Source organism: Acidovorax sp. NPDC077693 (assembly GCF_044542805.1).
GTDB lineage: Bacteria > Pseudomonadota > Gammaproteobacteria > Burkholderiales > Burkholderiaceae_C > Acidovorax.
The window spans coordinates 24,477-38,618 of sequence record NZ_JBITVD010000008.1 but is presented as its reverse complement, the minus strand read 5'-3'; the positions used below and the strand labels follow the sequence as shown (position 1 = coordinate 38,618).

The 14,142-nt window shown below is 63.5% G+C and carries 18 protein-coding genes; 11 read left to right on the top strand and 7 right to left on the bottom strand.

The window, feature by feature from the left end; genetic code table 11:
- The first annotated feature begins 121 nt into the window (after positions 1-121).
- The 6 genes from ACIGHN_RS12580 to ACIGHN_RS12555 are packed head-to-tail and all read left to right on the top strand — an operon-like array spanning position 122 to position 5,590.
- Positions 122-970, top strand: coding sequence for an STAS domain-containing protein (locus tag ACIGHN_RS12580; protein WP_056412199.1), 849 nt, complete (start codon positions 122-124; stop codon positions 968-970).
- Between the two features lie 17 nt (positions 971-987).
- Positions 988-1,362 (top strand): STAS domain-containing protein, encoded by a 375-nt coding sequence (locus ACIGHN_RS12575; protein ID WP_056412195.1) that lies wholly within the window; start codon positions 988-990, stop codon positions 1,360-1,362.
- Positions 1,352-1,756, top strand: a complete 405-nt coding sequence (locus tag ACIGHN_RS12570; protein ID WP_056412191.1) for an anti-sigma regulatory factor — start codon at positions 1,352-1,354, stop codon at positions 1,754-1,756. The genes ACIGHN_RS12575 and ACIGHN_RS12570 overlap by 11 nt, the downstream gene beginning before the upstream one ends.
- Positions 1,757-1,785: 29 nt before the next feature.
- Entirely contained in the window at positions 1,786-2,757 is a 972-nt protein-coding gene (locus ACIGHN_RS12565; protein WP_056412189.1) for an ATP-binding protein, read from the top strand.
- A 10-nt stretch (positions 2,758-2,767) separates the two neighbouring features.
- Entirely contained in the window at positions 2,768-3,628 is an 861-nt protein-coding gene (locus ACIGHN_RS12560; RefSeq protein WP_056412186.1) for a sensor histidine kinase KdpD, read from the top strand.
- 3 nt (positions 3,629-3,631) lie between these two features.
- Positions 3,632-5,590 carry a response regulator gene (locus ACIGHN_RS12555; protein WP_056412183.1) on the top strand — a complete coding sequence of 653 codons (1,959 nt, stop codon included), beginning with the start codon at positions 3,632-3,634 and terminating at the stop codon, positions 5,588-5,590.
- Positions 5,591-5,774: 184 nt separating this feature from the next.
- Here the strand turns inward: ACIGHN_RS12555 and ACIGHN_RS12550 are convergent, their stop codons facing one another.
- Entirely contained in the window at positions 5,775-6,659 is an 885-nt protein-coding gene (locus tag ACIGHN_RS12550) for an MBL fold metallo-hydrolase (protein WP_396504619.1), read from the bottom strand.
- Between the two features lie 74 nt (positions 6,660-6,733).
- Between ACIGHN_RS12550 and ACIGHN_RS12545 the strand changes: the two genes are divergently transcribed.
- The 3 genes from ACIGHN_RS12545 to ACIGHN_RS12535 are packed head-to-tail and all read left to right on the top strand — an operon-like array spanning position 6,734 to position 7,939.
- A complete protein-coding gene (locus ACIGHN_RS12545) occupies positions 6,734-7,054 on the top strand; it encodes an ArsR/SmtB family transcription factor (protein WP_396504618.1) in 321 nt (106 codons plus the stop codon).
- 3 nt (positions 7,055-7,057) lie between these two features.
- Positions 7,058-7,492, top strand: a complete 435-nt coding sequence (locus ACIGHN_RS12540; RefSeq protein ID WP_396504617.1) for a YeeE/YedE family protein — start codon at positions 7,058-7,060, stop codon at positions 7,490-7,492.
- 9 nt (positions 7,493-7,501) lie between these two features.
- Positions 7,502-7,939 carry a DUF6691 family protein gene (locus ACIGHN_RS12535; protein ID WP_396504616.1) on the top strand — a complete coding sequence of 146 codons (438 nt, stop codon included), beginning with the start codon at positions 7,502-7,504 and terminating at the stop codon, positions 7,937-7,939.
- Between the two features lie 134 nt (positions 7,940-8,073).
- Here ACIGHN_RS12535 and ACIGHN_RS12530 read toward each other — a convergent pair whose 3' ends face one another.
- Positions 8,074-8,673, bottom strand: coding sequence for a hypothetical protein (locus ACIGHN_RS12530; RefSeq protein WP_396504615.1), 600 nt, complete (start codon positions 8,671-8,673; stop codon positions 8,074-8,076).
- Between the two features lie 153 nt (positions 8,674-8,826).
- Between ACIGHN_RS12530 and ACIGHN_RS12525 the strand changes: the two genes are divergently transcribed.
- Positions 8,827-9,420 carry an acyl-homoserine-lactone synthase gene (locus ACIGHN_RS12525; protein WP_396504614.1) on the top strand — a complete coding sequence of 198 codons (594 nt, stop codon included), beginning with the start codon at positions 8,827-8,829 and terminating at the stop codon, positions 9,418-9,420.
- Here ACIGHN_RS12525 and ACIGHN_RS12520 read toward each other — a convergent pair.
- Positions 9,383-9,784 carry a DUF4902 domain-containing protein gene (locus ACIGHN_RS12520; RefSeq protein ID WP_396504613.1) on the bottom strand — a complete coding sequence of 134 codons (402 nt, stop codon included), beginning with the start codon at positions 9,782-9,784 and terminating at the stop codon, positions 9,383-9,385. The genes ACIGHN_RS12525 and ACIGHN_RS12520 overlap by 38 nt on opposite strands.
- A 33-nt stretch (positions 9,785-9,817) precedes the next feature.
- Between ACIGHN_RS12520 and ACIGHN_RS12515 the strand changes: the two genes are divergently transcribed.
- A complete protein-coding gene (locus ACIGHN_RS12515; RefSeq protein WP_082486142.1) occupies positions 9,818-10,552 on the top strand; it encodes a LuxR family transcriptional regulator in 735 nt (244 codons plus the stop codon).
- A gap of 384 nt (positions 10,553-10,936) precedes the next feature.
- Here the strand turns inward: ACIGHN_RS12515 and ACIGHN_RS12510 are convergent, their stop codons facing one another.
- From ACIGHN_RS12510 to ACIGHN_RS12495, 4 genes are all read right to left on the bottom strand, one after another.
- Positions 10,937-11,518, bottom strand: coding sequence for a cytochrome b (locus tag ACIGHN_RS12510; protein WP_396504612.1), 582 nt, complete (start codon positions 11,516-11,518; stop codon positions 10,937-10,939).
- A gap of 59 nt (positions 11,519-11,577) precedes the next feature.
- Positions 11,578-12,141: a TetR/AcrR family transcriptional regulator gene (locus tag ACIGHN_RS12505; protein ID WP_396504611.1), complete on the bottom strand. Its 564-nt coding sequence runs from the start codon at positions 12,139-12,141 to the stop codon at positions 11,578-11,580.
- A 284-nt stretch (positions 12,142-12,425) separates the two neighbouring features.
- Positions 12,426-12,989, bottom strand: coding sequence for a DUF6891 domain-containing protein (locus ACIGHN_RS12500; protein WP_396504610.1), 564 nt, complete (start codon positions 12,987-12,989; stop codon positions 12,426-12,428).
- A gap of 672 nt (positions 12,990-13,661) precedes the next feature.
- Complete coding sequence (locus ACIGHN_RS12495; RefSeq protein ID WP_396504609.1) at positions 13,662-14,126, bottom strand: helix-turn-helix domain-containing protein; 465 nt, start codon at positions 14,124-14,126, stop codon at positions 13,662-13,664.
- Between the last annotated feature and the right edge of the window lie 16 nt (positions 14,127-14,142).

The following is a 14,142-nucleotide window of genomic DNA, read 5'->3' as shown; positions in this document are numbered from 1 at the left end:
AACGCCTCGACATCACGCGCATTGATTGCAAAAACCGTGCTTGCGCCCGCCGCCTCCTACAATGACTTACAAGGCTGTCAGGCGTGCTGGCTGGCCTGGCATTCATTTCAACGAGAACCCAATGAACAACTTGACGACCCAGATCTTGGATGCGCTGCAGGACAGCAAGCGGGCAGCGATCATTGCGGAGTGGATCCAAGAAGCCAGAACCCACAATGCGAGCCTCCCGCGGTCGGCGGTGGGCGATGCGGAGGAAATAGCCTCCTTGCTGGCTCGTGGTTTGGGCGAGGGTGCGCAGGCCGATTCCTTCAAGGACCCGAAGTGGTCTGCACTGCAACAGTTGCTGGTCAATCTCTCGCGATCGGGGGCAGCGCAGGGGCAAAGCGCTGGCGATACCAGCGTTTTCATCCTGGCGCTAAAGAAGCCGCTGCTGTCAGCCCTGGCGCAAGGCAACGCCAACACCGGGGAGTTGCCAGCGTCGTTCTGGGGCCTTACAACGCTGGTGGACGGCATGGCGCAATTCACCGCCACCACCTTCCAGAGGGCACGCGAGGAAATCATCTCCCGCCAGCAGGAAGAGCTGCTGGAACTCTCCACCCCCGTGGTCAAGCTGTGGGAGGGTGTGCTCGCGGTGCCAATGATCGGCACGCTGGACAGCAATCGCACCCAGGTCGTGATGGAAACGCTGTTGCAGTCCATCGTGGACACCGGCTCGGAGCTGGCCATCATCGACATCACCGGCGTGCCCACCGTGGACACGCTGGTGGCCCAGCATCTGCTCAAGACCGTGACCGCCATCCGCCTCATGGGCGCGGACTGCATCATCAGCGGCATCCGCCCGCAGATCGCTCAGACCATCGTGCACCTGGGCATCGACCTGCAGGGCGTCAGCACCAAGGCCACGCTGGCCGATGCGCTGGCGCTCGCCCTGCAGCGCACGGGCTGGCGCATCGCCCGCCAGGTGGCCTGATCCGGACCGGCATATTTATGGAACGCATACCAATACTGCGCATGGGCTCGACCCTGCTGGTCACCATCCAGGTGGACATGCAGGACCAGACCGCATTGGCGCTGCAGGACGACCTGGCCGAGCGCATCGCCAAGACCGGCGCGAGCGGTGTGATGATCGACATTTCTGCACTGGAAATCGTCGACTCCTTCGTGGGCCGCATGCTGGCCAGCATTTCGGGCATTGCGCGCATCCTCTCGGCCACCACGGTGGTCGTGGGCATGCAGCCGGCGGTGGCGATCACGCTGGTGGAGCTGGGCTTGTCGCTCGATGGCGTGAAGACGGCCCTGAACGTGGAGCGCGGGCTGGCATTGCTCGACCGGGTGCGCAAGGAGGCTGGCTTTGTCAGTTGAACGCTCCGGCACGCTGCCCCTGGAGTCGGAGCAACACATCGTGGCCAGCCGCCAGACCGTGCGCTCGCTCTGCCAGTTGCTCAAGTTCTCCCTCGTCGAGCAGACCAAGATGATCACCGCGGCGAGCGAGCTGTCTCGCAACACGCTGATCCATGGCGGTGGTGGACGCATGCGCTGGGAGGTGCTCGAAGCGGGCGCCAAGACAGGCCTTGCGCTGCACTTCGAGGACGAAGGCCCCGGCATTGCCGACATGAAGCTGGCCATGACGGACGGCTGGACATCTGGCGGCGGCATGGGCCTGGGCCTGCCGGGCAGCAAACGGCTTGTCAGCGATTTCCTGGTGGACTCGGCCCCTGGCCAAGGCACACGCGTGAGCATTACCAAGTGGAAGTGAGCCGCGGGTGGAGCCACCGCCCCTTTCCCATGACCGATGGCAGCTGCGTCGGCGAGGCTCGGCGCTTTTGCGCGCGTACGGTGCAGGATTGGGGCTGGAGCGAGATCGACGCGGGGCGCCTGTCCATCGTGGTCACGGAGCTGGGGACCAACCTGGTCCGGCATGCGAAAGAGGGCCAGTTGTGGATTGCCTTGCTGCCGACCGGGCACGAGGTGGAAGTGATCGCGCTGGACAAGGGCCCCGGGATGGCGGACGTGCAACGCTCCAGCCAGGACGGCGTGTCCACCGGCGTGGGGTCGCCAGGCACGGGCCTGGGTGCCATACGCCGGTTGGCCAGCGATTTCGACATCCACTCCACCGCGCAAGGCACGGCCTGCCTGGTGCGCGTGCGCACGTCGGGGTCGCCAGCAGTGGCACAACGCCGCTGGGGCGCCATCAGCATTGCTGCGCCGGGCGAGACGGTATGCGGTGACGGCTGGGCTGTTGCGGTGGACGGCGACAAGCTGGCCGCCGTGGTGGCAGACGGCCTCGGCCATGGGCCGCATGCGGCGCAGGCCTCCGATGCTGCGCTGGATGTTTTCGCCGAAGCGCCATTTGCGTCGCTGGAAACCCTGGTGCAGGATGCACACGCCGGCCTGCAGACGACGCGCGGTGCGGCACTGTTCGTCATGCGGATGGAAGCGCAGCGGCTGCAGTACACCGGTGCAGGCAACGTGATAGGGCGTGTGCTCTCGGGCGTGTTCGACCGGTCCATGCTCACCCAGCACGGCACCGTGGGCGTGCAGCTGCGCAAGACCGAGGTGGCGACGCAGGAGATGCCGGAACATGCATTGGCGGTGTTGCACAGCGACGGTATTGCCTCGCGGTGGAGGTCCGATGAAGTGGTGCCGCTGCTGCAACGCGACCCCACGCTGATCGCCGCCTCGCTGCTGTGGCGGCAGGCTAGGGGTCGTGATGACGCCACCGTGCTGGTGGTGAAACAGGGGAATGCGCTTGACTGAAGAATTGACAATGCGGCTGGAGCAAAGCCAGGCCGAAGTGCTGGCCTTGCAGGGCGAAGTTCAGGCCCTGCGGGAAGAGCTGGAAGAGACCAACCGTGGCGTGGTGGCGCTGTATGCAGAACTTGACGAGCAGGCCGATCAGTTGCGGCATGCCACCCAGCTCAAGAGCCGGTTCCTGTCGTACATGAGCCATGAGTTCCGCACGCCCATCGGCGCCACGCTGAGCATCGCTCGCCTGCTGCTCGACCATGTGGACGGGCCGCTCACTGCGGAGCAGGAGCGCCAGGTGCGGTTCATCCAGAGCACCTGCGAAGAGTTCTCGACGATGGTGGACGACCTGCTCGATCTGGCCAAGATCGAGGCAGGCCGGCTCGACGTATCGCCCGCATGGTTTGAAATGATGGACCTGTTCGCAGCGCTGCGCGGCATGTTCAAGCCGCTACTGGACAACGACGAACTCCACTTGGTGTTCGAAGAGCCCATGGGCCTGCCGCGGCTGTTTACCGACGACCGCAAGCTGTCGCAGATCCTGCGCAACTTCGTGTCCAATGCGCTCAAGTTCACGGCGCGTGGCGAAGTGCGGGTGTCTGCCACATTGGAGGGCGGCGGCATGGTGCGCTTTTCGGTCTCCGATACCGGCATCGGCATCGCGCCCGAGCATCTGGAAAGTCTCTTCAGCGATTTCACGCAGGTGAATGCCCCCATTCAGAAGCGGCTGCGCGGCACCGGGCTGGGCCTGGCACTGTCCAAACAGCTGGCGGAACTGCTGGGTGGCCATGTCAGCGTGCACAGCGTGGTCGGGGAGGGGTCGGTTTTTTCGGTCATCGTTCCTGTCCAGATGCCCTCTGGCAAGGACGGCACCACGAGCTAGAGCATGCCCACATCCGCCATGATTTCGCCGACCATCGACCGCAGCCTGCACACGGTGCTGGTGGTCGACGACAACCCGGTCACCCGGTATGCGACGGCGCGGGTGATCCGTGCCGCGGGGTTCCACACCGAAGAGGCGGACACCGGGTCAGCGGCGATCCTGGCTGCGCAGCGCGATGTTTCGGCCGTCGTGCTGGATGTGCACCTGCCGGACATGGACGGGTTTGAAGTCTGCCGGGTCTTGCGCGCTGGTGCAAAGACCGAGCTCACGCCCATCATCCACCTGTCTGCCACGTATGTGCAAAGCGAGCACAAGGTGGCCGGTCTCAATGCCGGTGCCGATGCGTACATGGTGCACCCGGCCGAGCCCGCCCTCATGGTGGCCACGCTGCAGGCGCTGATCCGTGCGCGCACCGCGGAAGAAAAACTGCGGCGCAGCGAAACACGGTTTCGTGCCATCTACGACCAGGCGCCGGTGGCCATGATGCTCATCGACGCCTTCGGGCGTTTTGCCGACCTGAATCCGGCAGCCGAGGCGCTGCTGCAGCGCCCCCGCAGCGATCTCATCGGCCAGGTGGTGACATCGCTTGCGCCTTCGGCATGGCAGGCTTTCGTTCAAAGCTGCATGGAGTCTGGTTCCGCGGTGGACTGGAAGGGCGAGTTCCCGCTCATCCGGGGCGACGGCAAGGAAGTGCTGCTCGACTGGAGCATGTCCGACCACGTGGAGCCGGGTTTGCGCATCGGCATCGCCACCGACCTGTCCGAGCGCATGGATTTCGAGCGCCGGCGCGAGGAACTGCTGGAGCGCGAGCAGGCAGCCCGGGTACTCGCCGAGCGCCACAGCCGCACAAAGGACGATTTCGTGGCGGTGCTGTCGCATGAGCTGCGCACCCCGCTCACCCTCATCACCGGCTGGGTGCACATGCTCAAGCGCCCCAACACCAAGCCGGAGATGCTGGCACGCGGCATCGACGCGATCGAGCGGGGCGCCAAGGCGCAGGGGCGCATCATCTCGGACATCCTCGATGTCTCGCGCATAGCGTCTGGCAAGCTGCGCCTTCACCGCGAATGGGCCAACCCCGCTGAGCTGGTGCGCGTGTCCATCGACGCCCTGCGCGACGCGGCCCAGGCCCGGCAGATCAAACTGGAGGTGATCTGCGCCGACATGCAGGATCCTGTGTGGCTCGACGTCACGCGTTTCCAGCAGATCGTGTGGAACCTCGTGACCAACGCCATCAAGTTCTCCGAGCAAGGCGGCCTGGTCGAGGTGCGCCTGCACAGAACGGGGGACGAACTGACCCTGGTGGTGCAGGACCACGGCGCAGGCATTGATGCCGCCTTCGTGCCTTATCTCTTCCAGCGGTTCACGCAGAGCGGAGCGCCAGGCAACCGGGCCCACGGCGGCCTGGGCCTGGGCCTGTCCATCGTCAAGCACCTGGTAGACCTGCACGGCGGCACCATCTCCGCCGCCAGCCAGGGGCCGGGCCACGGGACGGCCATGACCGCGCGGCTGATGGTGGCGTACGAGGAGTCCCAGGCGGCATCCGAAGACGGCCATGGCGCACTGCCCATGCACGAATCCCGCATCTTGCAAGGCAAGGACGTCCTGGTGGTGGACGACAACGCCGACACCAGCGAGATGCTAAGTATCGTGCTGTCGGACGAAGGGGCCAGGGTGCGGGTGGCCGACAGCTACGAGGCTGCGATCGCCCAGTTCGAGCAGGCATGGCCCGACCTGTTCGTGAGCGACATTGGCCTGCCGGGCCGCGATGGGTACGAGCTCATTGCCAAGGTCCGGGAGCTGGAAGCGTCCGCCGGCCGGCCACGCCTGCGGTCCATCGCGCTCACGGCCTTTGCGCGGCCCCAGGACCGCGACCGGGCGCTGGCCGCCGGCTTCGACCTGCACTTGGGCAAGCCCCTGCAACCACACCTGCTCTTGCAGGCCTTGTCATCGCCCGCTTAGCGGTTGCACCTGCGCCGACTCAGCAAACTCTCCGCGGCGGCCGCTGATCCCGTTGCGCTGGTCCACGCGGAAAAGGGCTGCCAGAACATGCATGCAGCGGATTTCCTCCACCGAGAGCACTGCGCAGTGCTGCCCGCAGGAGTCAGGCAGTGTCTTGCGCAGAACGTACAGACCAGCATCACGATCACCGCTGCGGCTGTGCCTCCGGCAGGGCATTGAGCGGGATGCGCAGATAAGCGACCCCATTGTCTTCCGCCGGAGGCAGCAGGCCGGCCCGGATATTGACCTGCATGGACGGCAGGATGAGCGCAGGCACGTCCAGAGTGGCATCGCGGGCGGTTCGCAAGGCCACGAATTCATCTTCGCTGATGCCATCGCGCACGTGGATGTTCGTGGCGCGCTGCTGCGCCACCGTGGTTTCCCATGCCGCCTCGCGTCCCTCTGGCGGATAGTCGTGGCAGACGAGTACCCGGGTGTCGGGCGGCAGCCTCAGCAGGCGCTGAACAGACCGGTACAGCGTGCGCGCATCGCCTCCGGGAAAGTCTGCCCGCGCTGTACCGATGTCGGGCATGAACAGCGTGTCGCCCGTGAAAACCGCGCCGTCGATGGCGTACGCCAAATCCGCAGGCGTGTGGCCCGGCACCAGCAGGGCAGTGACTTGAATCTGCCCGACATGAAAGACCTCGCCATCCGTGAACAGATGGTCGAACTGTGTGCCGTCGGGCAGGAATGAAGGCCCCAGGTTGTAGAGCTTCTTGAACGTGGACTGCACCTCGCGAATCCGCTCTCCGATGGCGATCTTGCCGCCCACCTGCTGCTGGATGTACCGCGCGCCGGAAAGGTGGTCGGCGTGGGCATGCGTTTCCAGAATCCAATCGACGGTGATGGCGTTCGCCTGCAGATGGTCGAGCAGAGCGTCGGCCGACCTTGTGCTGGTGCGGCCCGACTTGAAGTCGAAGTCCAGCACGGGATCAATCACGGCAGCGCGCCGACTCGCCACGTCCGTCAACACGTACGAGACGGTGCCAGTCTCTTTGTCGAAGAAGGCCTGGATGGAGATGCGGCTCATGCGGGATCCGTTTCAATATGTTGACATTGATTATATAATTCAATATATTGTTTGCAAGTTGAAAAATCAAGCGCATGGCACCCAAGTCTTTGACCCTGGACCCCGAGGCATTGCGAAGTGCTGCTGGCCAGGCGGTCGCAACCCTCAAGGTCCTGGCCAATGAGGATCGGCTGCTTTTGTTGTGTCAGCTTTCCCAAGGCGAGATGTGCGTGAGCGAACTGGAGGAAGCCCTGGGCATCCGCCAGCCCACGCTGTCACAGCAACTGGGCGTGCTGCGCACCGAAGGCGTGGTCAACACGCGCCGCCAGGGCAAGAACATCTACTACAGCGTGGCCGACGCTGCGCTCCTTGAAATCCTGGCGGTGCTCTATCGCCTTTACTGCCCGAAAGACTGACCCATGACCATCGACTGGAACGCGTTCACCCCGTGGTCGTCGCTGGCGGGCGGTGTGATGATCGGCATCGCTGCAGGCATCCTGGTGCTGCTGAATGGGCGCGTAGCCGGTATCAGCGGAATCCTGGGGGGTTTGCTTCAGCCCGTCAAAGGGGAGGTGGCCTGGCGCGCGGCTTTTGTCGCAGGCTTGCTCGTGGCGCCACTGATGTATGCCTTGTGCCTGGACTTGCCCCAGCCCCAGATCGATGTGGGGACTGGCGCACTGGTGATGGCCGGCATTCTGGTGGGGGTGGGTACGCGCTACGGCTCTGGCTGCACCAGCGGCCACGGCGTGTGCGGGCTCTCCCGCCTGTCGCTGCGGTCGCTGGCCGCCGCCGCAATCTTCATGGGCGCGGGGTTCGCGACCGTGGTCGTTGCCCGGCACATCGTCGGGACCTGAGGCATTCAGATGAAAGTGTTCACCGCTTTCGTGGCTGGCCTGGTGTTTGGCGTCGGCTTGATCGTCTCCGGCATGGCCGATCCGGCCAAGGTGCTCGGCTTTCTGGATTTGGCCGGCCCCTGGGACCCGTCGCTCGCGTTGGTGATGGCCGGGGCCATCAGTATCGGCCTCGTGGCCTTCTCCGTCGCCAAGCGCCGCAGGGAGTCCTTCCTGGGTGCACAGATGAAGTTGCCTCAGACTCGCAGCATTGATCGCCGCCTGATCGGCGGAAGCCTGCTGTTTGGCGTGGGCTGGGGCGTTGCAGGGTTTTGCCCAGGGCCGGCGATGGTGGCGGTGGGAATGGGGCAGGCCAAGGCCATCATCTTTGCGATCGCGATGCTGGCGGGCATGGGCATCTTTGAACTGCTGGAGCGATGGAAAGCCTCGCGGGGGGAAGGTTCAGGTTAGGGGCGGGCGCCTGCTGAGCGATGCGGGAGCCGCGCCGTCGTCACCGTCATCGTCATCGTCTTTTCAGCGCCCGCAAGACCACCGAAGTCCACGCGTTCACACAGCCTGTATCGCGCGCCGTGCGCTGTGGCGACTCAGCGCTTGCTGCCGCTGTAGCGCAACGTACCGAGCGCCATCGCAAAGCCGGGCTCGGCAGCCCGGGCGTTTTCGTCGGCCACCTGGGTCATGATGATGACGGTGGTTCCGCCCAGCGTCGCCTTGAAGAAACGCGCCTCGTGGGGCAGGTCCTGGCCGAGCAGGCTGACCACGAAGCGTTGGGACACACCCTTGGTGTCCTTGCCGCCCACTGGGCGGGCAATGGGTGCGGTGGTCGCAGGGCCCATTTTTACCTTCTGGGCGGTATTGTCCCGCGCCGCATCCTCGCGATTGCGGGCTGCAGTCGCTGCAAATTTCTCGATGTCCTGGCCGGCCAGCAGTGGGCTGAACATCAAGGTCACGACGGCTTCGTCGGGCCCCTCGATGTCGATGCTGCGCAAGCGGCTTTCATCCTGCGCGACCACGTCCTCGGTGACCTTCCATCCCTCGGGGTGCTCGAAGCTCACCCCATCCTTGCTGTAGCTGATGGCCGGTGCTGCGTGAACGGGCGCCAAGGCTGCGAGCCAAAGCAGCGCGAGGATGGTGAGAAAGGGGGCGAAGTAGGCGGTGGCGCGGCGGGGCAGGTGGATGGAGAACATGGTCGAAACAGCGAACGGCAAATCGCGATTGTCGACGAACAGCAGGCTTCGCAGCCTCAAGTTGAAGGAGGGCGCAAGCTACCTCTTCTGACAGTTTCTACGGCGTGCGCTGCTGGGTTCAATAGCTTTTCGGACCACTTCCGCAAAAGCCAGATGAACTACGACATCCAAATTTTCACACCCGCGCACATCGACCACGGCGACCTGCGAGCGATGTTCCAGCTTCGGTATGCTGTTTTCCACGAAAGGCTCGGTTGGGACGTGAAGGCGCAGGACGGAATGGAGAGAGACCATTTCGATGATCTGCCCGATGTGGCCTACGTTCTGGCCAAACATCCCAACGGGTCGGTGGACGCCTGCTGGAGACTGCTTCCCACGACAGGCTCCTACATGCTCAAGGACAGCTTTCCGGAGCTGCTTCATGGTCAGGCGGCACCCGCGAGTGACGACTGCTGGGAACTGAGCCGGTTCGCGGTAGCGACCGACCGCGTGGGGACTGCGAACGCCACCTTCGGTGAGATGCCGATGGCGTTGATGCGCCAGACCGCCCAGCATGCGATCGAGAACAACATCGCCCGGTACGTGACGGTGACCACCCCCGTCATGGAAAGAATGCTCCGCCACCAAGGGCTGAACGTGCACAGGATGGGTCCTTCCATCCGCATCGGAGTTGCGTCGGCAGTGGCGCTGATCATTGAAATCGATCACATCACACTCTCGGCCATCCAAGCTCAGCGCAGCCACTGAGACCGCGCATCACCCGTTCGCAGGTGCTGGACACTGCGGACTTCCAGTCGATCCGGTCGAGCAGCAGCAGCAGCTCTGCCTCGGTCCGGTCGATTCCCTGGTCAAAAGCATGGTCATTCAACAGCATGAGGTTGGACAGGACGATGCGCGGGTGAGGATGCACGATCGACCCGTCGTCCAGCCGTGTCCAATCCCAGCTCACCACCACCAAAGCGCTGTCACAGCGCGCAATCCACTCTGTGAACCCGCTTCGCGCCATGGCGCAGCTGGTCTCGGTGGAGTGGTGCTCGAGGCCGATGCGATGAATTTCACCCACCGGTATGCGCACATAGTAGTCGTGGTTTGCTCTGCTGACGCCTATCATGGAGTTGTTACCAACTGAGAGGTGGAGTATCCAATGTCGACAGGCGTTTCAATGCCCGGTTCGTTCGACCTGATGTCGAAGATATTTGACGCGTCGACTGATCAAGCGTTTTTTTCGGCCATGGAGACAATTTCTCGCGAGATCGGTTTTGAGCGATTCATGGTGGGCACGCAGTGGTTCGACGATAACGGGGCCCCTGTATACAAGATTGCGAGCGGGTACCCGCCCGGATGGCAACGTCTTTACGCCGAGCGGCAGTATGCCGCGCTCGATCCCACCGTGCATCATTGCCGGACGTCCACCGACGCGATTGTGTGGTCCGAAGACTTTTTTGCCCAGTCCGGGACGCTTCACTTCTTCGAAGAAGCTCGCTCGCACGGCCTGGGCTTCGGACTCAGCGTGCCGGTGCACGAGGCACGGGGTGTCAAAACCATGGTCAGCCTGGCCCGCGACCAGCCCATTTCGGACCCTCGGGAGCAGCAACAACTGCTGGCGGCGGGAAAGGTGCTTGCCAGCTGCGCTCATTTTGCGCACAGGGGGTTGATCGCCACGGAGGCAGCACTCGCAGGCAGACCCCCCATGTCGGCGCAGGAGTCCCAGTGCCTCAGCTGGGTCGCCCTGGGCAAGACATCCGCCGAGATCGGGCAGATCATGTCCATTGCAGAGCCTACCGTGGTGTTCCACATCAAGAATGTCATGGAGAAGCTGGACGTGAAAAACCGCTCCCAGGCAATTGCGGTCGCATTCCGACTGGGGTTGTTGACGTAGGTGAGTCGTGAGCGGCGACATCGCGGCAACTCTACGCACGCGGCGCCGCAGTGCCACCATCAGGAATGAGAGGGCTATCATTTCTACTAGCCATACCGTTGCCAATTAGCATCGAAGCGATTGCTTATGGTTTGACAACCGACCGCCCTGCGTAGCTGTAGCGCAGTGCTGGCGCGGATGAATCAGTGCGGTGGTGGTGGCCTGGGGCGTGCGAGGCAGGCCGATTGAAGCAGGTCGCTCTGCGCCTTCTCCTGTGATCGAAAATTCTCGCCCGAGCCGGAGCCACGGAGCTGGTGATGACTACGGGCCACGTCATCACACGGCGGGAAACGCAACCCGCAGTGCATGCCCCAAGATGGTTGGTGTTGTTAAGCGCCTGGCGCCTCAGCCCTTGAAAGGCAGCATGCGCGTAAGGACGTCGTCCCGCCGTACCAAGTGGTGGATCAGTGCTGCCGCCACATGCAGCGCCACCACTACCCAGGCCACGAATTTCCCGAGAAAGTGATGCAGGGCATCAACCGGCGCCTCGAACGTATCCCAGTCCGCACCCCAGGTTTGGCTGATCCAGCTGAACAGTTGCGTCTCGTTGAAACCTGGCACCGAAAACAGGCCCAGGTCGGTGGGAGCGCCGGTGCCGATGTAGCCGGTCAAGGGCATGGCGATCAGCAGGGCATACAGGCCGGCGTGCGCTGTGTAGGCCAGCACATGCTCCAGGGTTGTCCCTGGAGGCTGCTGCGGCTGCACGTCCCACAGGCGCCACAGCAAGCGCGGCAGCGTGACAAATCCCACCAGCAGGCCCAGCGCCCAATGGACGTTGAGCACCGGCAGTGCTTCGGGGGTGGAGTCGTCCATGAACCAGATCACGTAATAGACGACGAGGTAGGCACCGATGAATGCGGCTGCGCTGGTCCAATGAAAGAGCTTGGCGAGCGCGCCGAAGCGGGCGGCGGAGTTGTGCCACTGCATAGGGATGATTCCGGCTGATCAAGAAAAACAGGAGAAGGGGGAGGCGGTTCGCGGCCCAGTCAGGCAAGCAATCCGCTCAGCAGGCGGTCCAGCCCGGCGAGCGCTTGGGCCAGGCGCTCGGGCTGATCGCCATCCGGTTCAGCGATCCAGAACGATGCCTCGGTGACAACGCCGTAGAGCATGCGGGCCATCGCACCGGCGTGGAGTGGCCTGATCGTTTGCTCGTCAACCATCCGCTGCAGGGCTATCTGCAACGCGGAGATTCCCACGGACTGCGCGGCTTGCGGCACGTCCCCGAACACCGCGCGCGCATCCTGCAGGATGACCCGGCGGATCTCCGGCTCCAGCGCCAGCTCCAGGTAGGTGCGGCACCGGCTGCGAAAGCCCTCCCACAGATTGGGCGCTGCCGCAGACACAGCGTCCAGACGCAGGCCGACCTCGGCTTCGATCTGCTCGATGACCGCGACGAGCAGACCCTGCTTGCTGCCAAAGTGGTGGTAGAGCGCGCCACGCGTCAGGCCGGCCTCGCTGGTGAAGTCGTCCATCGACGTCTGCGCGTAGCCCTGCTCGGCAAACGCCCGCCGTGCGGTAGCCATCAGTTTGGCCCGGGTCTCTTCGGCCATGTCGGCTCTGGTGCGGCGTTGGGGTTTGGGCAATGAATCTCTAGACATACGTGGCGTATGTTATTTCGCATACGCTACGTATGTCAAATACCATTGCTGGCGAGGTTGCACGTCCCGCAGACATTCCCAAAGCCATGCCGGCACTTGCCTGGTCGCATGAGCGTGGCGTTACGCCGTGATGTCTCGATGAACCACTCTCGAGGCCTTCCAGGCCCTCACCCCGTACGAGGTCGCCCACTGCTGCACGGCTGGGAGACTGCCTGACGCGGTTGCGGATGGGGGCGTCAGCGCCTTTTCCAGTCGAAGGCTGGCACATGAATGCGCTGCTGGAACGACCCATTCCACCGCACTTCAAACCCTGCACGGCGCAGCTCCTCAGCCACCAGTTCGCCAACACGCGGACCTTCGATGTCTTCCTTGCTGGCGTCCAGTGGCCCGAAGGCCAGAAAGAGCCCGCCGCCCTCGATTGCGCGCGCCAAGTCCTGTCCGTGAAAGAAGCAGTAGCCGAAAAAACGGTCCGGGTCCGCAGCTTCCTGGTGCTCGCTGATCACGTCGTCATAGCCATCGCTTTGCGTGTAGCCTGCATTCTGTAGCGCGATGATGCCGCGCTGGCCGAGCGCATCAAATGTTGCGTCCAGCCGATCGCAGTCTGTGATTGCAGGCCAATCAATTTTGGACTCCTCGTGCGCCCGAATCGCCGCGTCCAATGCGTGTTCGACCTCGGCGGCGTCGAGTTCGCCAGGTTCATACATCTCTTCGGTCAGGATTTCGATGATGCGATGTCGGTCCTCAAAGCCGCCGCGGATCAGGGCTTGAAGTTCTCGTTGTGCGTCTGGGTCGATGGGCATGGTAGATAACGCGAAGTGAAGGTGCAAGGAAGCAAGCCGCCTGGTGTGCGGACAGTCTGCGGATCACCCGCACACCAGGAACCTGCAACTCCCTCCCGTCATTGTGGCGAATGATGGCAGACCGCGTGCAGCAAAGAAAGTGCCCCGCGTTTATGTCTGGCATAAGCGCGGGGCCGGTGTCATGGGATGCTGGAGCTGCTGCGGCACCATCGTTCGCAATGGGCGCCAGGGTAGCCGTTGTGACGACCCAAGAGAGCAGGGCGTTCGCGCCGCCACAGCCGGTGCTTCTCGGGGGGGCACTCCGCCAGTGCAAGCCCTGAGCCAAGCCATGCTCGCAAGCCCAGCGCTTGTCACAGTGTCCTGGTGAGCGTGGCGATCACGCGCGATTTGTCCACGTGGCCAAGGACGGCCTTCTTGTTGGCGCCCACCACGGCAGCGCCGAAAAATCGCGCGTATGGAGTTCATCAAGATGGAACCCCAGGTCGTCAATTGGTCGATCAATCGACAACGCCTCCAAGCATTGATGGCTTTGAAAATCTGAGGCCCAGTGCCTGGGGGTTAAAAAGCAGTCTCTTGCGCAGATCCTTCATCTGCTGAAAACGTAACTGCAATGTGGATCCAGCGCGTACGCCGGGCGAGAGGGTTGATCCTCAGCGCACCGCGGCTCTGAACTCAGGCCTTCGCTGCTGCCCGGTGCATCTTCTTTCCTGCCTTGACCAGCCCCATCCTCACGACGTCCTCGATCTTCGCAAGCTGCTTTGTACGGGGCTGGGTTTGGCCCTTTTCCCATCTGGAATACGACAGCGGGCTGACGGCCAACAGCGCTGCCATTTGGAGCTGAGTCGCGCCCAGCGCCTGGCGCATCCGTGCGAGCATCTCGGGCGCAAACTCGAACGTGTCGCTGGCGGCCTGTTTCTGGGCCTTGACAGAATTGGACGGCTCAGCCGCTGCCGCAGCCTGGGTCTGGCGTTGCGCAGCCTTGAGTTGCGAGGTGAGGTTCTTCACATCCCGCTTCAAGGCCGCGATCTCGGAGCGATGGCTGGTGATCGCCTTGCGCATCCCTTGCAGCTCGGGCTTGAGCTCCTTGCGCGCCATGCGGACGACTTCAGCGCGAAAGGCGTTGGAAAATGTATTCATACGCCAATGGTAGCTT